13 protein-coding genes are annotated in these 15,685 nt (G+C 65.7%); 2 read left to right on the top strand and 11 right to left on the bottom strand.

Annotation, left to right across the window (positions count from 1 at the left end):
• Positions 1–32: 32 nt before the first annotated feature.
• The 9 genes from AKJ09_RS31290 to AKJ09_RS31250 form a co-directional block, all read right to left on the bottom strand.
• Positions 33–1,832, bottom strand: a complete 1,800-nt coding sequence (locus AKJ09_RS31290; protein WP_146651524.1) for an IgGFc-binding protein — start codon at positions 1,830–1,832, stop codon at positions 33–35.
• Complete coding sequence (locus AKJ09_RS31285; RefSeq protein WP_146651523.1) at positions 1,829–3,166, bottom strand: RCC1 domain-containing protein; 1,338 nt, start codon at positions 3,164–3,166, stop codon at positions 1,829–1,831. The genes AKJ09_RS31290 and AKJ09_RS31285 overlap by 4 nt, the downstream gene beginning before the upstream one ends.
• Positions 3,138–4,466, bottom strand: a complete 1,329-nt coding sequence (locus AKJ09_RS31280; RefSeq protein ID WP_146651522.1) for a hypothetical protein — start codon at positions 4,464–4,466, stop codon at positions 3,138–3,140. Before AKJ09_RS31280 ends, AKJ09_RS31285 begins: the two co-directional genes overlap by 29 nt.
• Positions 4,463–5,719, bottom strand: coding sequence for a beta propeller repeat protein (locus tag AKJ09_RS31275; protein WP_146651521.1), 1,257 nt, complete (start codon positions 5,717–5,719; stop codon positions 4,463–4,465). The genes AKJ09_RS31280 and AKJ09_RS31275 overlap by 4 nt, the downstream gene beginning before the upstream one ends.
• Positions 5,716–6,963: a hypothetical protein gene (locus AKJ09_RS31270; RefSeq protein WP_146651520.1), complete on the bottom strand. Its 1,248-nt coding sequence runs from the start codon at positions 6,961–6,963 to the stop codon at positions 5,716–5,718. Before AKJ09_RS31270 ends, AKJ09_RS31275 begins: the two co-directional genes overlap by 4 nt.
• A gap of 2 nt (positions 6,964–6,965) precedes the next feature.
• Complete coding sequence (locus AKJ09_RS31265; RefSeq protein WP_146651519.1) at positions 6,966–7,745, bottom strand: hypothetical protein; 780 nt, start codon at positions 7,743–7,745, stop codon at positions 6,966–6,968.
• Positions 7,746–7,793: 48 nt separating this feature from the next.
• Positions 7,794–8,312 carry an RNA polymerase sigma factor gene (locus AKJ09_RS31260; RefSeq protein WP_169928015.1) on the bottom strand — a complete coding sequence of 173 codons (519 nt, stop codon included), beginning with the start codon at positions 8,310–8,312 and terminating at the stop codon, positions 7,794–7,796.
• A gap of 102 nt (positions 8,313–8,414) precedes the next feature.
• Entirely contained in the window at positions 8,415–9,512 is a 1,098-nt protein-coding gene (locus AKJ09_RS31255) for a hypothetical protein (protein WP_146651517.1), read from the bottom strand.
• A gap of 217 nt (positions 9,513–9,729) precedes the next feature.
• Positions 9,730–12,249 (bottom strand): FG-GAP repeat domain-containing protein, encoded by a 2,520-nt coding sequence (locus tag AKJ09_RS31250; RefSeq protein WP_146651516.1) that lies wholly within the window; start codon positions 12,247–12,249, stop codon positions 9,730–9,732.
• A 144-nt stretch (positions 12,250–12,393) separates the two neighbouring features.
• Between AKJ09_RS31250 and AKJ09_RS31245 the strand changes: the two genes are divergently transcribed.
• Together AKJ09_RS31245 and AKJ09_RS31240 are read left to right on the top strand one after the other, a co-directional pair.
• Positions 12,394–13,188 (top strand): hypothetical protein, encoded by a 795-nt coding sequence (locus AKJ09_RS31245; RefSeq protein WP_146651515.1) that lies wholly within the window; start codon positions 12,394–12,396, stop codon positions 13,186–13,188.
• A gap of 119 nt (positions 13,189–13,307) precedes the next feature.
• Positions 13,308–13,805 carry a nuclear transport factor 2 family protein gene (locus AKJ09_RS31240; protein WP_146651514.1) on the top strand — a complete coding sequence of 166 codons (498 nt, stop codon included), beginning with the start codon at positions 13,308–13,310 and terminating at the stop codon, positions 13,803–13,805.
• Positions 13,806–13,807: 2 nt separating this feature from the next.
• On the opposite strand, the gene AKJ09_RS31235 is transcribed toward AKJ09_RS31240, so the two are convergent.
• Together AKJ09_RS31235 and AKJ09_RS31230 are read right to left on the bottom strand one after the other, a co-directional pair.
• Positions 13,808–15,088: an RNA polymerase sigma factor gene (locus AKJ09_RS31235; protein ID WP_146651513.1), complete on the bottom strand. Its 1,281-nt coding sequence runs from the start codon at positions 15,086–15,088 to the stop codon at positions 13,808–13,810.
• Positions 15,089–15,117: 29 nt separating this feature from the next.
• Positions 15,118–15,552: a YciI family protein gene (locus AKJ09_RS31230; protein WP_146651512.1), complete on the bottom strand. Its 435-nt coding sequence runs from the start codon at positions 15,550–15,552 to the stop codon at positions 15,118–15,120.
• Positions 15,553–15,685: the final 133 nt, after the last annotated feature.

Raw genomic sequence — 15,685 nt, 5'->3', positions numbered from 1 at the left:
TCGGACGCGGCCTCGCCCGTTGGGTTCGCACGTCAGTTCACCGGCGGCAGGGCATTGGGCACGAGCTTGCGCTGCGCCATGCCGCCCGGATAAGCGTAGCTGGCATAGAGGTCCCAGCCCCAGATCGTTGCGGTGAAGGCGCCCTCGCTGCGCATGCGCTGCAAACCGCTCGTGCAGGTGCTATCGCCGAAGGTGTCGCCGGGCCCATGATTTCGCGTGAGATCGACGCGACGCCATTCGTACTCACCGCGCGTACCGACCGGCTTGAAATCCGTGAGGGTGCCGGCGCACTCGAGCCAGACGTCCTCGAACTTGTCATGGTTCTTTCGGCGCACGATGACGAGCGAGGTCTCGCTGTAGGTCGGATCTGCGAAGAAGCTATACGAGTTCAGATATTGTCCGGTTGGGATCACGTTGACCATCTCCGGATCGCCGCGACCGTCGAACCCTGACGGGCCAGCGATGCCACCACCATCGGCACCCGACATGTACGCGGCCAGGTAAATCGGATGATCGGCGTCTTGCGTTCGGACGACGAACGGGTGGCCCGTGGGGGCCGCGAACGTCGCGAACTCTCCGGCGGATAGCTCCGTGGGCGCGCCGGCGGGGATCTCCGGATCGTAGTCGAGCCGCGTCCCGTCGCGCGCCGCGACGATGCGATAGGGCAGGAGCTCGGACTCGTTGCCGAGCCGCGGCCGATAACCTGCGCCGACGTATTCATTTCCCCACCCTCCGAAGGCCGGTATCTGCTGTTGGATGATATCCCCACAGCAACTCGACGTCGGTACGAACGGAAGCCCGTGTCCCGCGAAGGTGCCCACGGGCTTGCTCGAGTAGAGGAGCGACCCCGTGAACTCCGCTTGCTGCGAGAGCTGGAGGTACTGGCCCTTCTCCAGGTGGTAGGTCGTTGGCCGATGCGCCGCCGCTCCAACGAAGTTTACTCCGTCTGCCAGGTTGGTCGTCGGGACGATGGTGATGTCCGTGTCGTCAGAGGCGACGATCTGCGCGCCAGCCCAAGCGTGGATATCCGGGTGGTGGAACCCCTCCCAGCCGTTGACGATGATGTTCTCCGTCGCCCACGATGCGACGGGCAGGTGGAGCGTGGCGCCGGGTAGGTAGGTCGATGCGCCTCCGTACGGATAAATCGACGACAGCGCGACGGGGAGCGTCGACTTCAAGCGAAAGGACGAGCCGAAGCCGGTGCCCTCCGGACCGGGGAACGCATAGGATGCTGCGACGACGCCGTTGGGGCACGGGACCGGCTCTCCCACGGCGGGGACCGTCGCGACCGGCCCGTTCGGGCCTTTGTCGGAGACGAACAGGATGACGCTCTCGCCGGGGGCGATCGATCCTTCGTGGGGAGTCAAGTCTGCACTGCCCGGCTGCGTCGAGAAGACAGCTTTGGAGATGTCGAGCTCGGCTCCATCTCGTTCGAGCGTGACGTCGACCGGCTGATTCGAGGTGTTGACGACGAACGCCGCGTAGCAGGATTGCCCGTAGACCTTCGTATAGAGCGGCTCCTGCAGATAGAACTCGCATCCGTTCGAGCTCCGGTCCGCGGCGGCCGCGGCACACGGCTCCTGACAGACGCCAGCGCCGCAGGCCTTGTCGTCCGAACACGCCTCGACGGTCTCGCCGGTACATCCATCGATGATGGATCGCGCATCGAGCGAGCATTGCTTCCCGCAGACGGGCCCATCCGGCGCCGTCGACGCATCGAAATCGAATTGCTTGTCGTCTCCAGTGACGAATCCATTGCTCTTTCCACACCCGACGAACGCCGACGCGGCGATCGCGGCGCCGATGATCCCCATGACCGCAACGTGCCTCATGGCAACAGAACCTCCACTGGAACGAGGCTTGGTATCTTGAATTTTCCGTTCCCGAGTTGGCCGTAGTAGTTGCTACCCCAACAGAGGACCTTGCCGGTGTCGAGCAAGGCGCAGGTGCTGTCCGCGGTCGTCTCGACGTGGACGGCAGGCGCCGGAAGCGGAACTTTGACGGCCGTCATGGCATATTCCGTCGTACCGTCCCCGGCCTGTCCGCTCGCGTTGTATCCCCAACAATAAACCGCTCCCGAGCCGCCTACGGCGCACCAGCGTCGAGGCAGCTGCGCGACGCTGTCGGTGTTGGAGATCTGAACCACGCGTTCGGGGGTAACGACCGGCTCGGGCAACAATGCGTAGTCTGCGTCGCTGCCCCAGCAATAGGGAATACCGTTGGCGACGGCGCACGCGTTTCGACTCGCAACGGAGACGTTCGTGACGCCCTCGAGGGCGATCGAATCGGGATTGCGATCAGGAGAAAACGACGTTACCCGCCCTACCCCCGCACGGGAGCCCCAGCTCCACAACTTCCCGTTGTCGCCCAGCACGAAGGCGGCGAAATCGGTATGGAAGATATCCCGCGCCTTCGCGCCGTCCGGCATCGGTATCGGGACTGGCGCAATGGCGGCGGGGGGAAGCACGCCGTCGGTGGCGGGAGCCAAGCCATAGCTGGCGAAGCCCCAGCACTCGGCCTCTCCCTCGATGAGGACGCAGAGGTTGAGTCTCGGCGCGCTGATCCGCGTGGCGCCCGGGATCGGGAGCTTCACCGGGGTCCTCGCGACCGTGGCGTAGCCCCTCTCGTCCTGCAGGAATGGCCCGAACCCCCAGCACCAAGCGGCGCCATCCTCGTCGAGCGCGCACGCGCCGTTCACCGAAACGATGTTCGACAAGCCGACGACGTGCTGTGGGATCGCGCTTGCCACTCCGTCGTCCAAGCCGTTTCCGAGCTGACCATCGGTGTTCGAGCCCCAGCACGCGACCGTCTTGTCATACAGGAGCGCGCAGAACCCCTGCCCCGAGGTCGACTCTCCCTTGCGCGTTGTCGGATGCGTCAGCGCGATCGCGCAGCTCGAGGACTCGCAGCTGACCTCGCGCACGGCGGCGTCGAACGGCCCGTCGTCGGTCGTGGCGTCCTGTGCGTCGGCCCTGGCGCCTGCATCGAGCTCGTCGCCCGGCGCGGTCGCGTCATCGCGCGTCCCCGCGTCCGACTCGGCATCGTCGAAGCGGACGCTCTCGTCGCTACCACACGCCGTGGCGAGAGCTCCCCCAACCAAGGGCGCGAGGACGAAGAGCGCACCGATCGCGTGCCGATCAAGGAGTCGAAGTTTTGTGGAGCGCATAGCCATTTCCGACCGCCCAGATATTCGATGTTGAAGTCCCGCGAATCCGGTAAAAATACTGCCGTATGGGTGCGCCGTTTTGTGCAATCGACGAGATTCTCCAGCTCTCTCCGTCATCGAGGACGTTGCTTCCCCGGACGACGAGTCCGTTGCCGCTGAGCCAGTGCTCGGCGTCGGACGGCGCCCACATCGAGAGATAGGCGTTCGGCAGCCCTATCAAGTCCGACTTCGATGCTCGGAAGGACCAGTCTCCGTCGGTCGCTCCTGGGAAAAACTCGACCACCCCCTCGACCCAGCCGAGCCCCAAGACACGGCCGGATGGGGTAACGTGAATGTCGGTCACCAACCCCGTGAGCCGGAGATAGCCTGGCTTCGCTCCGCACCCGCTGCTCGGCGAGGTGTTTTGCAGAATCCCATCGACGATGCGTGAATAGCCCGATGCGGTTTTGCGGATGACGATGGCGCAGCTCGCGAGGCCATAGCTTGGTGAGCTCCTTGCGCCCGTGAACCATAGTTCTCCCGAGGGGGAAGCTCCGGCGCTCACGATGGATGTCTTTTCCGAAATGCTCGTCGGCAACTCGATGATGTGTTCAGCGACCCACGAGGGTGTTCCGCTGCCGTCGTCCTTCCAATGGAAGATGGTGTTGGAGAACCACGCATAAACGTCGCTGGCGCTGGTCCCAAAGACACCGAGTGCTGGGTAGTTTGCGGCTCCGTAATTTGACTCTGGGAAGTGGAAGGATGGGTTTCCACTTTGCGCCGCCATGTTCTCCCAACCATTGTCGGGGAGCCGGTGACGCGTCCACGTCCAGTTCGCGTCGGTTCCGCGGGTGCCGTGATAGACGTAGCCCGGCCCGATCGTGTAATAGAGCTCGTTTTCGTTCGGTGCCCAGAGCGAGCCGACGTACTCGCCGAAACCATAATCGTGCTGCGTATCGTCGTCGATGTAGCGCCACGAGTCCTCAGCGGCGGTCCACTCCATCACTTTCACGCCGAGGGTTGGGCTGATACCAACGGCGAACGCGCGATCTTCGAAAGGCCAGATATCCCGCATCTGGAAATTCGAATTCGGGATCTTCGTAGGGCACCATCCATCCGGGCTGCACGTCGAGCCGTCCGGTCCCGAATCGGTGTCGACGTCGACGTCGACGTCGACGTTGCCGGCGGCGTCCGTGATCGTCGTATTGCCAGCATCCGGCTCAGGCGCCGAGACAGGGCTCTCCGAGGAGCTGCTGCACGCGGCGCTTGCCGTCAGGGCGCACCCAACGAAGAGAGGCGCGAGGAAAATCGAAGTCTTCATGACTTTCCTCCGAGCGAGAGGATGATTCCGTCGCCGCCGATCCACACCTGTCCAGGCGAGGGCGACCATACGGTGGTGAGGTTTGGTCGGCGGACGCCGAGACCACCAACCGGCACGCGCGACCAGCGCACGCCGTCGTAGTGGAGGACGACCGAATCGTCGCCGACAGCCCACACGTCAGTGGGCGACGTGCCCCAGATCGCGTTGAGGTTCGAGCTCATCGGCACGTCGACGACGACGTCCCAGCGCCCCGGATCTCCGGCGTAGTGACGGATGGTGCCTGCCGCGCCGACGGACCAAGCCTCCCTGGCCGACGCTGTCCAGACTGCACGGAGCTCGTTCTCCGTCTGGCTGTTGAACGCGCGCAAACTCGGGGTGTCACCGTCCGCGTCGGTCACGTGGAACGTGACCCCCCTGCTGCCGACCGCCCATAGCTGGCTTTTGTCGAAACCGTGAACGCCGTTTAGCCGTTGGCAAAGGCCGCTGTTGGCCTGTCCGCCCAGTTCGCACGTTTCCGTCGGAATCGGCACTTCGACGACTTCGAGACCATCCGTCTTCGTGCTCGTGTAACGCAAGCGCCAGAGGCCAGGAGGCGTGTCATAGCTGGGGGCGACTTGCGAATCGATGCTCGTACACCACATCCATGTCGCTCCGTCCGCCGCCCAGGCCGACGTGAGCAGGTACGACGAGGGCGAGAGCGAATCGGGGACTGGCGAATCGAAAGCCTGTGTGAGATCGATGCCGAACCAGCTCGTCACACCGGCGTCGTGCGAGTGGAAGCGGTGCATGCTCGCCAACAAGAGCTCGGTGTCGTCACGAAGCCATATGGCCTTGGTCGTCGAGCGATCGCCGATATCGAGGCGCGTCCACGAAGTCCCGTCGTAGCGCGCGACGGCGCCGAGCGCACCCACCGCCCAGACGTCCGAAGCCGAGCGTCCGCGGATGCTGTGGATGCGCGCTCGTCCGTCGATCGCTCCCCCCGCCGTCGACGGGTCGAAAGGACCGCTTTCGCACGGGATTTCCGGGCTGCAATCGACAGGGAACCACGCGCAGTCGGTGCAAGGGCCGGCGTCGATATCGGCCTCGCTCACGTCGCCCGTGGCATCCGGGCTGGCGCCAGCGTCCGATTCGATGATGGTCTTACCGTCATCGGTCGGAGCGGCGCTCGACTCGTCCGACGCGCAGGCTGCGATTGAAAACCCACCGCCCGTGCTCGTCAGGAGCGTCGCTATCAAGAGTGTACGGTGATTCATCGCGTCGTCACCTCTCCCGCTTCGACGTCGCACGGTTCGACGGCGCATCGACCGCCGATGCACGCTTGACCCGCGACCCCGTCGCACGCGTGTCCGCACTCTCCGCAATTGCGAGGATCGGAGTTGGTGTTGATCTCACAGCCGTCTTCGCCGTTACCGTTGCAGTCTGCGCGTCCCATCTCGCAGCTCGTTTCGCAGCTGCCACCTCGGCAGGAGGGGAACATGTAATCGTGGCTCCGAGAGTCCGAGCCTGAGCATGTCACTCCGCACCCGCCGCAGTTCTTGGGATCGCTCGTGATGTCGACGCAAGCGGCTGCGAGTCCGGGGATTATCTCGCAGAGCGTCTTGCCGGGCGGACACATGCACTCGGCCTGGAACGACTGCAGATTGACGTAGCAACCCATGCCGGCAGGACAAACGTTGCCGCACCCGCCGCAGTTTTGATCGGATAGCAGGTACGTTTCGCAGCCGTCCGCTTTGATGTTGAAGTTGCAGTCGCCCCAGAGGACCTCGCACTTGAGGTGACCGCACGAGGCTGCGGCGCACCCGTAGTAAGTGTTCTCATAGGAGGGGGCGCCGCCGTTCGTCCGATCACAAGCGTTGCCGCACGCGCCGCAATTCGTGTCGTCTCCTATTGCATTGACGCAACCGAATCCGTCGCCGTCGGGGCAAACAATTTCCGGGGCAGGGCATCCACACCGCTGGAGGCCCTTCCTCGTCGTGCACGGGCTCTCTGGGTCGGTGCACGTGACTCCACACCCTCCGCAATTCTCGTTGGTATTCGCGGTGACCTCGCAACCGTCGTCGACGATGCCGTTGCAATCGAATCTTCGGGGCGAGTTCGTGCACGTCATCTGGCACTTGCCCTCGGCGCACGCGAACAGCGCGCCGTTTGCTGCACTCGGGCAAGTGAATCCACACGATCCGCAATTGCGGGGGTCGGATCGCAAATCGACGTCACACGGAAAGCGCGAGTTCGGGCACGTGGTCAGACCGGTAGAACACTTGTTCGAGGGACAATAGTTCGTCAGCTCGAACGTGGAATCCGGAGCATCCGTGCCGGCATCGTCGACGAACGACGGTACCGGCTCCGAAGACGGAAGATCGTCGACCCCGCCGTCGAGAGGAACCGCGCACGCGGACGCGGCGACGCACGCAAGCGCAAAGGAGCTGCCGAGAACGACCAACGTCTTGCCGGCCGAGTGTCGCCGCCGTAATCCGAGCGGCTCGAGGGACGAACGCATCTCTACCGGGCTCCTTCGGGGTCCGAAGCCGCGCACGAATTCGCGAGGCGTGAAGCATGGGACGTTGCAGGAAAACTTCGATCGAGCTCGCGGCGGGCTCGTCGCGCGGCGTCGACGTCGCCGGACTCGCAAAGGACGAGCACGCGAAGGGTGAGTCGCTCTTCACGCAGGACTCCCCCGGGAAACCGAGCGGCGTGCTCTTCGAGCGAGTGCAGGGCAGCGCCGGCGCGGTGAGCCTGGAGATCGACCTGAGCGGACCTCAGGAGTCGAGACTCCTCCAGGAGATCATCCGTCGTCGTCGCCGGCGCTTTCGCCTTATCAATCTCCGGAGCGGTGGCCGCTGGCGGCGCAATGTGAGGCTCACTCGGGCGTCCTCGCCGCTCGGGAGTCGGAAGTGGGCGGTCGGGCAGCGACGTCACGGCAAAGGTGGGAATGGGATCCGCGGGCTCGCTCGGCGGGTGATCGTCGGACGGCGGATCGCTGGGCCGCGCATTCTCGGCGAGCATGTCCGAGGGAGCCTCGATCGCCTTTGGCGTCGTCTTCGACGACGACGCCACCACCTTCGTCGCGAGCACTGCGCCGAGGAGCGCGAGCGCGACGATCGGCCCAGGACGCGCGACGTTCGACCAGATTGTGCGAGACCTCACGGCGGAGGCAGGCGGTTCCGCCTCCACGCGCGCAGCGACCGCGCTTCGTACGCGCGCGACGACCTCCGCGGAGGCGTCCAGATCTTTGCGAGCGGCAGCGAGGATCGCTGCAGCCTCGGGAGAGAGCTTGCTCACTGCTTTCCTTTCCGTGTGTCCTTCGGGAATCGGCCGACCCTTTTCGGGTCAGACATCGAATTCAGCAGGTCGGGCGAACGAGCCGCGCCAGGATTTCGTTGAAGCGGTCCTCGCGCGATTGAGACGCGAGTAGACCGTATTGACGTTGATCGACAGCAACTCGGCCACTTCGTTGGCGCGCAGCTCCGTGACGTCCATGAGGACGAAGACCTCGCGGTGATGCTCGTCCATCTCCTCGAGAGCACGCTCGAGGAGATGCACGGCTTCGTTGCGTGCCGTCACGTCGTGAGGGCTCGGCCGGTTGTCGAAAATGGGCTCCTCCGCCGAGAGCTCCTCGAACGACCGCCGCCGCCGCCGATAATCAGCGGCAACTCGCCTTGCGATGGCGAAGAGCCAGGTGCGCAGGTGCTGCTCGCCCTGGAATTCGGGGAGCCGTCGATGCACCACCACGAAGACGTCCTGCGCGGCATCCTCGAGCATCGTCGAGGGCACCCCGAGAGCGCGTACAGAGCTCCAGACGAAGCGGAAGTGCTCGGCGTAGATCGCTTCGAAGCTCAGCCGAGCCACGATGCGTCCTGCAACACAATCATCTGATTCGGCGAGCGACAGCGTCGCCCCCGATTCCTCGGCGTGAGCCTGAGCCACATTAAGCTTTATGGGCCGCTCGGTTCATTTCATCCGCGGTGGCGGAAGAATTTCGAACTCGACCCCCACCATCGCCCGCGCGAGCCAAGGCGGCGGATCGAAGATGATGCCTTGTCCGCGGATCACGGCGGTCGCCCGGCTCGTCACCGCCCCAGCCTCGAGGCCGAAAAACAAGGGCCGAGCCCAGCGAAACCGGAGCTGCGATGAGACGACCACCGACGTCCACACGCCCGTCGACGTGGAGGGGTGAGTGATGCCAAAGCCCGTCACCGTCGAGGCTCCGACTTCGCCTCCCAGGCACGTGTCGAGCATCGCCGAGTGGTCGACGTTCCAAGCACGGCAGAGCTGCAGCATCCCGGCCGTGAGATCGATTCGAACGCCGGTCCCTTCCCGTACCCCATCCGCATTGCGCGGCGCGAACACCGTCGCCCCGGCTTGGACGCGAAAGGCTCGATAGCCCAGGGCGAACATCGCGCGATACGCGGCCGTCGGCCCGGGAAGGGATCCCACGTCGCCAAGGGTCATCGCGCCAACCGCCAAACCGAGGCCGTCGGCGGCGACAGGAGCTGAAGTCCGACGCTTGGAAGATCGCTTCGACACGACGACCGCCTGTGCCGGAGGTGGCGATGGCGGCGGCTCCACGGTCGGCTCTGGGGCCTTCGCGTGCGTTTCGATGTCGAGGGCAATGATGATCGAGGCGGCCTCGACGAGCCCGCGGCACGTTTCGCTTCGGAGCTCGCGTTTGGCGCCGTCCGCGATCGAGAGATCGAGCGCATACCCCGCCGCCGTCGGCGTGACCTTGGCGTTCGCGCGAACCCGATGGTCCGTTTCGCTTTTGATCTTGAGCAGCGTGCGAATCCTTTCGCGCACGTCATGCGCGGTCGGGCATTCGGCGGGCGCGTCCCACTCGAGAAGGAGATGCCGATCGAGGTCATCCAGTGACCACTCGCTCTCGTCGTTCTCGGCTCCCCACGCCGGGCCCGTGGCAAAGAGAAGCATCGGGATCACGAGCGCGAGTCCGGCCACGCGGCGCAGCAACTGCCGGGTCACGAGGCCGTCCGCCCAGAACTCATGGACCTTAGCCAGTGCGCGCGGGGGCTCGACATCAGCCTCGTGAATCATGTGCGCACTAGAACCTCTTTCGCGCCGCTGCGCGTCAAAACGAGACGCCTGACCCGGGCCGTGGCCCGCGAACGGCAAGCGGCTGGACACTACCACACGGGGGTCGCCTTCTCGAGCAACGACCTGCCGAGCAGCAAGCCTGTCATTGCGTCTCGACGCTCGTGTCCCCTACCCGACGAGGCATCGAATTAGCGTCGATTGGCAAGGCCACTCCGTCCTACGGTTTGCAGAACACATGCTGCACGAGCGCCTTGTTGTTGCCGCTCTTGCACTCGGCGTATGCCCCGTCGTCATTGGGGAACACCGTGACGTCGACGGCGTGCGCATCGTTGGTCGGTGGCGTAGCCCACATGCACGTGATGGTCTCGCACGTCTCGGGCGCGAGCGGCGTCGTGGTCTTCGTCGAGCACACTACGGCGCCATCGACGTAGAAGCCCACGTGGAGTCCCGCGCCGATAGGCTCGGCGCCGCGGTTGCAGATCAGGGAGCTCAGGTTCGCGCTTGCTCCCGCGCATGTGAATTTGTCCGCAGCGCCGGCGGTGACGTCGCCGGTGGCGAGACCGTTCGGGATGCCGGGCACGTTCGTCCGGAAGTCGTTGTGCTTGGGCAAATCCCAATTGTTCGCCCATGCGCTCGTCTTCGGGACGGTGCCGTCCTCGTTGATGTGGGTGATGGCGTACGCATGCTGGTTCCAGACCGTGCGCGCGCGAACCCAGTTGTCGTTGGCATCGGAGTAGACGCGGATCCCCGAGATGTCGCCTGGACGAGCGGCGCGGCAGGTGTTGCCCGCTCCCTGGGTGCCCGCAGGGGGCGGCGCACACTTGTAGCCCTCGTCGATGCAGGCGGCATCGTTTTTCGCGCTGCAGCACTGCGCGCTCGCCGTGCAGCGGCAGAGGCCGCCGTCGCACGTGCCCGAGACGCAGTCAGCGCCCGTCTGGCAGCGGAGGCCGGCGAAGAGCGGGTCGACCCCGTTGGCGTCGAGCATCGTGCAAGCCCTGCCGGTGTCCGGTGCCGTGCAGGCCTTGTTCGAGGGGGAGATCAGATCCGCGCGGAAGTTCCCGTCGACGTCGGCGATGATCGCGGTCTCATACCAGGTACATGAGGAGCGGTACTGGCTGGAGAGCACCTCGCCGGTCTTTCCGCTGTAGATGCGTACGAAGCACTCGTCGGCGTAAACGACCTCGCTCACGCCGTCGGCGTCGAAGTCGAAGGAGGTCGACCCGGTAGCGTTCGAAGACTTGTCCTGCGACGCCCGCGACCAGGCGATGTAGCCCTGCGCCGGACAGGGCTTGTCCACCCCGCTGAAGGCGCATGTGCCGAGGGAACATGTGCCGCCCGGTCGTGGTGTCGGGCCGCAATCGATGTCGTAAACCGTATAGTAATTCTGTCCCGCGACGCCGATTTCGGGGAGACCGTCACCGTCGAAGTCGGCGATCGTCGGTGGGCCGCCTCCGAACGCGACCGGCGCGGAGACCGGCGGTAGCGCGAAGGTACCGTCGACGGCGTAGACCATCACCGTATTGCTACGAACGACGACGATCTCCGGGTTCTTCGCCGGCACGTTCGCCCCATAAGCGCCGAAGTCGGCGATCGCCACGTGGCCGGGTGCGGACGCCGAGGCGCCCGGAAAGCCGGGCTCTTTCACCCACGCACCGCCCCCTGGCGGTACGAGCCTCCACTCCCAGATGCTCTGCCCGTTGGTGATCTCCACCGCAGCGTCCTGATCGAGGTTCGCGACGACCGAGAAAAGGCCCGCCGAGTAGCTGGCGTATCCGGGCGGAGCGAGCGACTTGAGTGCGCCGTCCGAGCCGAAGACCACGCCTTCGCGCACCACCTCCGGGACGCCGTCGTCATCCAGATCGTAGATCGACGGCCCGGCCCAGCCGAGGGCGCAGCGGTGATTCCCGGGGTCGCACGGCGCCCAGGGCGCGCCGGCCGGGAAAACCGCCTTCCACAAGAGCGCCCACTGCCCGTTCTTGCGTGTGAACGCCAGCGTCGCGCCGTCGCTGCCGTAGGCCACGATCTCCGCAGAGCCATCGCCGTCGAGGTCACCCGCGGCGAGCGAGGCCGTGGACACCGTCCAGTCGATAACGCCGTCGCCGTCGAGATCGACGCCGCCGAGGTCTGCCTCGAGCGAGCAGTCAGTGCCCTTGAGAATGCGAATGACCCCCAAGTCCTCGGTGTAGCCGCCGGGGACGGTAGCCGTGAACGAGGCTGCGATGCTGGGTGAACCGGCGCTCGACGGATGATTGAAGTTGACCACGATCGGCGTGCCCTGCACGTCGACGTGACCAGGAAAGGGATCCCCCGCAGGCGGCTGCCTGAACTCACACCTCAACTTGGGCGAGAAGTTGCCGGGAGCGATCACGTTCACGCAGCTCGGATCGTGAGCCGGGGTCTTTCCGTCCCAGGGCTGACAAACCTTCGCGGGCCCACACGTCGTGTCGTTCGAGCAGTCGTCGTCGGTCGTGCACGGCGTGCGCGGGACGCACACGCCCTGCGAACAGATCTCCGTCGCGGCGTTGCACGGGACGGTGCAGCCGACGGTGTCGCCGCCGTCCGCGCCAGCGTCGATCGTAGGCGTCCCCGCCTCCTCCCCCTCACCTGCGTCGCCGGAGGAAGAGGTCGTGGTCGGGCTCATTGTATCCGTCGTTCCGCAGCCGGGTGCCGTACTCGCAATACCGAGCGTGATCAACGCCACGACGCCCCACCACCGTTCGTTACGTCTTTCGGCCATGACCGCCGAGCATATCGTTCGCAGAGTTGCGCGTGGGTGCCTTTCGAGCTCCCTCCGCAACCCGCGAATAGCCAGCCTCGGGCCGTCACGAACTTCGCGCATGCTCGACGGCAGTTGGTTTTCGGGCGAGGATGCACGATCGAAATGAGCCCTCGGACTTCGTTACGGTCCCTCCTCGTCTTGGCCGGCATCGGCGCAGCCATCTCCGCTGTCCATTGTTCTTCGAGTGACAGTGGGTCGTCCGGCCCTTCGTGTGTATTCAGCGACGCCGATCCGACGACCATCCGTCATTTGACGGCCGAACAGCAGACCCTCGTGACGCGAGCGTCCGACCGCGCGAAAGCGGCGCTCTCCGCTTCCGAGTGGCGCTATCTCTTCAAGCTGCGTTACGCGTTCTTCCCGGGCGCGACCGTCCAGACGGACCCTGTCGTCGTCAAGGCGCTTTCCGCCATTGCCCAAGACACACCGTCGTGCGCGAAGGGTGCGGCGAGCACGACAAGCAGCACCAACTCGGTCGACGTATGCGATCGCTTCGCAAACGCCGGTCGGTGCTGGAACAACTCCCCCGTCGCCGCGTCGACGGTCCCGTGCTTCACATGGTCCATGATGGTCGCGGCCAGCCTCGGCTGCAACGTGCCGACCTCCACGGCCTCCAGCGCTACGTACGTCGACAGCGAAGCCTGGGACGACGCGCAGGATGGCCGCGAGACCAACGACTGCGAGTTTCCCTGCATCGCCGGCGGCGGCTGCTCCCACGGCGTGTGCAAGTGCACGGCGGATGAAGCCCCCTGCCCCGGCGGGTGCGCCCGCACGAAGTCCGATGCGTCCCACTGCGGCGGCTGCGGGATCGCGTGCGCGGCTGGCACTCCGTGCGTCGAAGGCGTGTGCGGGGGCCCGGCCGACGCCGGCTCCGACGCCGCGAGCGACGGCGGAAGCTGAGGCGGTAGGCAGTCCATTACCTCGCACGTCATCGCGCAGCATCGGGACTCGCCATAGATTCCTTCCAGCCGAGCACGGCACGCGACGTCGGATCGCCCGACGACGCACGAAGGAGCGCCATGACCGACCCGAACCTGACAGCGGAGCCATTCACCGCTGACCGCACGCGACTGGAGGAGACACGGGCGACGCGCCAGGTGGTCGAACGATACCTCCGGCTCCTCGGGACGGGTGCGACGCCCGCGGAGCTCGCGGCCTCGTTCAGCGAAGACGTGGACTGGTACATCGCAGGGCACGTGGAGGCGGTCCCGTGGCTGGGGCGTCGTCATGGTCGTGCAGGCGTGGCCGACTTCTTCCGCCAATTCCGGGAAGGCGTGCGCCAGGTGCGCGTTCATCTCGAGGAGCCCCTCGTCAACGGAGACCGGGCGGTCGTGCTCGGCTCGTTTGACTCCCTCCTCACGGCATCAGGTCGCGTTGTCTCGAGCGAGGGCGCGGTCGTGATGACCGTGCGGGATGGCTTGATCGTGCACTACCGGGTCCTCGAGGACAGCTACGCGGTGGCGCAGACGATCGGCGACTCGTCGGCTGCGTCGGGCTCGCCGGCTCGCGACACCTAATCTCAATTCTGCGTCGCTGCGGCGCGCGTTAGAAGCAAGGCGCGTTCGCGATCGTTCTTCGTGAGCGAGGCGGCGCGCTCGAGCTCGGCGCGTGCTTCGTCGCGGCGGCCGAGACGTGAGAGGAAGTCGGCGCGTACCGCCGGCACGAGGTGATAGCCCTCGAGCGCGCCAGCGAACAGCTTCGCGAGCTCGTCGATGATCGCGAGGCCCGCCGCGGGCCCGTCCGCAAACGAGATCGCGACCGCGCGATTCAGCTCGACGATCGGTGATGGCGTCGTCGCCGCGAGCTGCTCGTAAATCGCGACGATGCGCCGCCAATCGGTGTCCTCCGGTGTTCGCGCGCGTGCATGACAGGCGGCGATCCCGGCCTGCAGCAGGTACTCACCCGGCGTGCCCCCCTCTCCGTGGAGAGCCGCTTCGCCGCGCTTCAACGCCGCCAGACCGCGCTCGATGAGAAACCGATCCCAGCGCGCGCGGCTCTGCTCGAAGAGCGGTATCGGCGTGCCGTCTGGCAGCGTGCGCGCGCCGATGCGTGAAGCCTGAATCTCCATGAGCGCGACGAGGCCATGGACTTCGGCTTCGTTCGGCACGAGCTCCGCGAGGATGCGGCCGAGGCGAAGCGCGTCTTCGCAAAGGGCAGGCCTCATCCAGTCGCCGCCGACCGTCGCGACGTAGCCTTCGTTGAATACGAAGTAAACGACCTCGAGCACCGAGGAGAGCCGCTCTGCGAGCTCTTTGCCTCGCGGCACTTCGAACGCGGCGCCCGATTCGGCGAGGGTCTTCTTCGCACGCACGATGCGCTGCGCGGCGGTCGTCTCCGGAATGACGAACGCACACGCGATCTCTTGCGTCGTGAGGCCAGAGACGACCCGAAGCGTCAACGCAACGCGGCTCTCCGCGCTCAGCGACGGATGGCAGGACGCGAACACGAGTCGGAGGAGGTCGTCACCGACGTCGTCGTCGGCCGCCTCCTCGATCGCGTCTGCGCCGCGTTCCTGCCTATCGCGCAGGACCCGCGTGATCTCGGTTTCCTTCTTTTCCCAGCGCTTCTGACGATCGATGCGCTTCAGCGCGCGATTCTTCGCAACCTGCATGAGCCACGCGCCGGGCTCACGCGGAATACCGTCTTCGGGCCATGTCTCGAGCGCAGCGACGAGCGCGTCCTGGGCGAGCTCCTCGGCCGCGCCGAGGTCGCCACGAACGAATCGAGCAAGCCCGGCCACGAGCCGTGCCCACTCGATTCGAAAGACCGCTTCGATTCGTCGCTGCGTTTCGTTCATCATTCACGCGGGGCGCGCGGGCGGAAGCCGCGTCAGCTCTTGCCGTGCTGCTCCTCGGCGCGCGCGCGGCGCTTCGCGTCTTCCTCGCGGAGCTCGCCCGTCGGGTCGACTGGCGCGAAGTCGTCGTCCGAGAAGAGCTGGCGAATCTCGAGGGTGGTGCCCTCGGGGCACGGCGCGCGGCTCATCCAAGCGAGCGCCTCGTCGAGTGACTTCACCTGGATGATGGAGAAGCCCGCGATGAGCTCCTTCGACTCGGTGAACGGACCATTCTTGATCGTGGTCTTGCCGTCCTTACCGAACGTGAGGCGCGCCCCCTTCGATGACTCGCGAAGCCCTTCGCCGGCGACCAGTACGCCCGCCTTCACGAGCTCCTCCTGGAACGCGCCCATCTTGACGAACTCTTCGGGGCTCGGGAGCACCCCGGCTTCGGTGTCCGTGTTCGCGGGGGCGAGAACGATGAATTTCATGGTGGGTTCTCCTTTTACGGACGACCAACCACCGCACCCGGGATCGACACGGCCCTCGACGATTTTTCGAATTTCGTAAGTACCTGGAATCGTTCAGGCCACGACGGCGTGTGAGGGTTGTGTGTGTGCCCCC

This window comes from Labilithrix luteola (assembly GCF_001263205.1).
GTDB classification, from domain to species: Bacteria; Myxococcota_A; Polyangia; order Polyangiales; family Polyangiaceae; genus Labilithrix; species Labilithrix luteola.
The sequence above is the reverse complement of the archived record's forward strand: the minus strand, read 5'-3'. Positions and strand labels throughout refer to the sequence as shown.

Bases quoted from the DNA above. Each gene is read 5' to 3' on its own strand.
- AKJ09_RS31290 (WP_146651524.1), bottom strand. From the start codon at position 1,832: ATGAGGCACGTTGCGGTCATGGGGATCATCGGCGCCGCGATCGCCGCG.
- AKJ09_RS31285 (WP_146651523.1), bottom strand. From the start codon at position 3,166: ATGCGCTCCACAAAACTTCGACTCCTTGATCGGCACGCGATCGGTGCG.
- AKJ09_RS31280 (WP_146651522.1), bottom strand. From the start codon at position 4,466: ATGAAGACTTCGATTTTCCTCGCGCCTCTCTTCGTTGGGTGCGCCCTG.
- AKJ09_RS31275 (WP_146651521.1), bottom strand. From the start codon at position 5,719: ATGAATCACCGTACACTCTTGATAGCGACGCTCCTGACGAGCACGGGC.
- AKJ09_RS31270 (WP_146651520.1), bottom strand. From the start codon at position 6,963: ATGCGTTCGTCCCTCGAGCCGCTCGGATTACGGCGGCGACACTCGGCC.
- AKJ09_RS31255 (WP_146651517.1), bottom strand. From the start codon at position 9,512: ATGATTCACGAGGCTGATGTCGAGCCCCCGCGCGCACTGGCTAAGGTC.
- AKJ09_RS31250 (WP_146651516.1), bottom strand. From the start codon at position 12,249: ATGGCCGAAAGACGTAACGAACGGTGGTGGGGCGTCGTGGCGTTGATC.
- AKJ09_RS31245 (WP_146651515.1), top strand. From the start codon at position 12,394: ATGAGCCCTCGGACTTCGTTACGGTCCCTCCTCGTCTTGGCCGGCATC.
- AKJ09_RS31240 (WP_146651514.1), top strand. From the start codon at position 13,308: ATGACCGACCCGAACCTGACAGCGGAGCCATTCACCGCTGACCGCACG.
- AKJ09_RS31235 (WP_146651513.1), bottom strand. From the start codon at position 15,088: ATGATGAACGAAACGCAGCGACGAATCGAAGCGGTCTTTCGAATCGAG.
- AKJ09_RS31230 (WP_146651512.1), bottom strand. From the start codon at position 15,552: ATGAAATTCATCGTTCTCGCCCCCGCGAACACGGACACCGAAGCCGGG.